Source organism: uncultured Porphyromonas sp. (assembly GCF_934359325.1).
GTDB lineage: Bacteria > Bacteroidota > Bacteroidia > Bacteroidales > Porphyromonadaceae > Porphyromonas_A.
Genome location: NZ_CAKRLH010000224.1, coordinates 1 through 2552 on the forward strand (window position 1 = coordinate 1; position 2552 = coordinate 2552).

Here is a 2552-nt window from a genome sequence, read left to right on the forward strand (position 1 = left end):
CTCTGCGCGCAGACCCCCGTGTCGATGGAGGGGAAGATATTCAGCACGACCCGCTTGCCCTTGTAGTCGGACAGCTTAGCATCTGACAGGTCGCCCTTCGTCAGGCAGAAGTCAGGTGCCTTGCTGCCTACCTCAGGCAGCTTACCGATCGTCTCTACTGTTTCTCCCGAAAACTTTACTTTAGCCATAGTTTCTATCTGATTGTTGTTGTGTATATATATGAGTGATTACTCTCTAGTAATTGTCAGTGACCCGCCGGCGCTATTGCCCGCATACTCCGGTGCGTAGAAGCTCTGCACCTCGGCAGGACCGTAGCTGAAGTGTCCTGCCACGTTGGCGGTCGCCTCCAGCTCGATCACGTGCTTTCCTCTCGGTAGGTAGTCGACGAAGATGTAGTCCGCCGTCTCTCTCCGGCTGTAGCTGTACCAGGTGCGGTCCGCCATGCCGTAGCCGGCGAAGTCATACCCCGGCTCCGCTCCTGCGGCGCGGTCATCCCGGATCGTCACGAGGCTCAGATCCTGCTTTGTATCCAGCAAGTAACGTACCACCAGCCGCTCGCCTGCCACAGCCTCCCGCTCATCCGTCAGGCGGACGAGTGACGAGTCACCGTCCACGATACGGCGGGCAAAGATCTCCTTGGAGACCGTCAGCTTATCTCCTGTGGGTGTAGCCTTTGCCGCCGGCTCCGTCACCCGATACCGGATGCCACCGAAGGCAAAGTCTGTCGTCACGCCCTCCCATCGGATCACCGTCTTTGTCTCCGGCTTAGGGAGTCCGAGGACAATGTGTCCCGTTGCCTTATCGAGTGCGGTGGGACGATAGGTCACCTTTCCGAAGTAGAGCGTTGCATCCGGTGCAAAGCGCGTCGGCGTTACCGTTCGGAGCAGTGGCTCCACAGCATCCAGGGTCAGCGGATTGCTCCACAGCGTTCCTTGCTTGAGGCTCAGCATAAAACGCGTCACCTCCGGCGAAAGGGCCTCGTCCGGCTGATCATTATGGAGGAAGACGGTCAGTGCCAGCAGCTCAGCGTCACTCTGAGTGTAGCTGCTTCGGTCGCGGATGAAGTCCCGCACCTCGCTGTACGCTGCCTTGGTGTCAAAGGCACGCGAGTACTCCCCAAAGTTGAGCAGATACGAGGTCGATGCGGTCCGGTAGCTCTCTCGAGCGCCCTTCACCTGCTTCTCGAGCAGCTTCTTCACCTCTCCCGTGAAGGAGGGATCCTTCCGTCCCAGCTTGTGGACTAATAGGCGATACTCCATCGCAGCCTTGTAGTAGCTTCGCTCCTTGGAGAGCTGACCCTGAAGGAATTTCAGCGACTGGTTAATCGCATCATCCAGCTTTGCAGATCGGGTGGGGGTAAAGGCGAGCCGCTCGAGGGTCACATGGGTCAGCCAGGGCGAGGGATCCGGTAGCATGGCATCGTAGCGGAAGCCTCCGGTGGGGAAGGTAAAGGTGAGGATTCTCTTCTCCAGCCCTCCGAGCAGGTCGCTCATCCGCTCCTCGCTCAGGAGCAGGTCGTAGAAGTCCGCCAGTGTCCTCGGGTCGGCCTGCCTATTAAAGGAAGACCTCGGCTCCGACTCCTGATCGCGTATCGCAGACCGTAGTTGGGCGCGGGACATCGACAGGCTCCGCTTCAGGTCGGGAGTGGAGGCGATCAGTGCCTTCAGGCGGCTATAGACCGCATACTTCGTGCTAGCCTCAAGGAGAGAGAGCTCCTCTGCAGGTGCCTCTGTGGCGTAGCCGTCTGCGAGGGCGGTGAGGAGGAGGTGGATCGGGGAGAAGTAGATCTCCGCTACAGCCTGGCTTCCGCCGAGATCCGCCTTAGGCAGCGTCAGGCTCACCTGCGACTGCTTATAGGAAGAGAAGGGGACCGCAACCGTATACTCCGCCAGATCGCTTCGGAGAGGGATCACCCGCTCCAGCGCATCGGTATAGTGTGCCCCCGCTGCCGTGGCACGCAGTATCAGCGAGTCGCCATCGGTGCGCTTCGCCTCCACGACGAAGGGCATCGTACCGGTCTGACCGCCGGCTACTGACAGCTCTGCTTCGGATAGCTGCGCCTGACTCTCCGAGACGGTTGCACGGATGGTTGTGGGCGACTGCTCAGCATTCTGCACCCGAGCCAGTCCCTCCAGCCGGTCGCCCCATCTCAGGTAGCGGGGCAAGGACAGCTCCACGGAGAGTGGGGCAAAGACGCGGAAGTCATGATCCTCCAGCATCTCCTCCTCAAAGTCAGGCACAAAGGAGTAGACCTTCAGTACATACTCCGTCTGGGTATCGGGCAGCTTAAAGTCCAGCTGCACCCGTCCCTCCCTGTCGCTCCTGAGGAGAGCGCTAAAGTATGCGGTCTCGGCAAAGTTTTGCCGCAGTCTCGGCTGCCCGTCTGAGCCGGCACCCTCAGCCACAACAGCCAACTCATCATTGACGACGTTGCTCGTCTTCATCATCGCCCTCGGGGATGCGACCGCACTCTCCATCAGGACAGCGCCATATAGATTGCCACCCAGAGCGTTGTATAATACCGGAGAACCGCCGATCTTGCTCCAGTGCTG

2 protein-coding genes are annotated in these 2552 nt (G+C 59.7%); both read right to left on the bottom strand.

Annotated elements, in window-relative coordinates; all coding sequences use genetic code 11:
* A partial coding sequence (locus Q0F21_RS07145) for a redoxin family protein (RefSeq protein ID WP_297238662.1) occupies window positions 1-188 on the bottom strand: 188 nt, incomplete at its 3' end.
* Between the two features lie 39 nt (window positions 189-227).
* Window positions 228-2552: alpha-2-macroglobulin family protein (locus Q0F21_RS07150; RefSeq protein ID WP_297238664.1), on the bottom strand; the 2325-nt coding region annotated here is incomplete at its 5' end.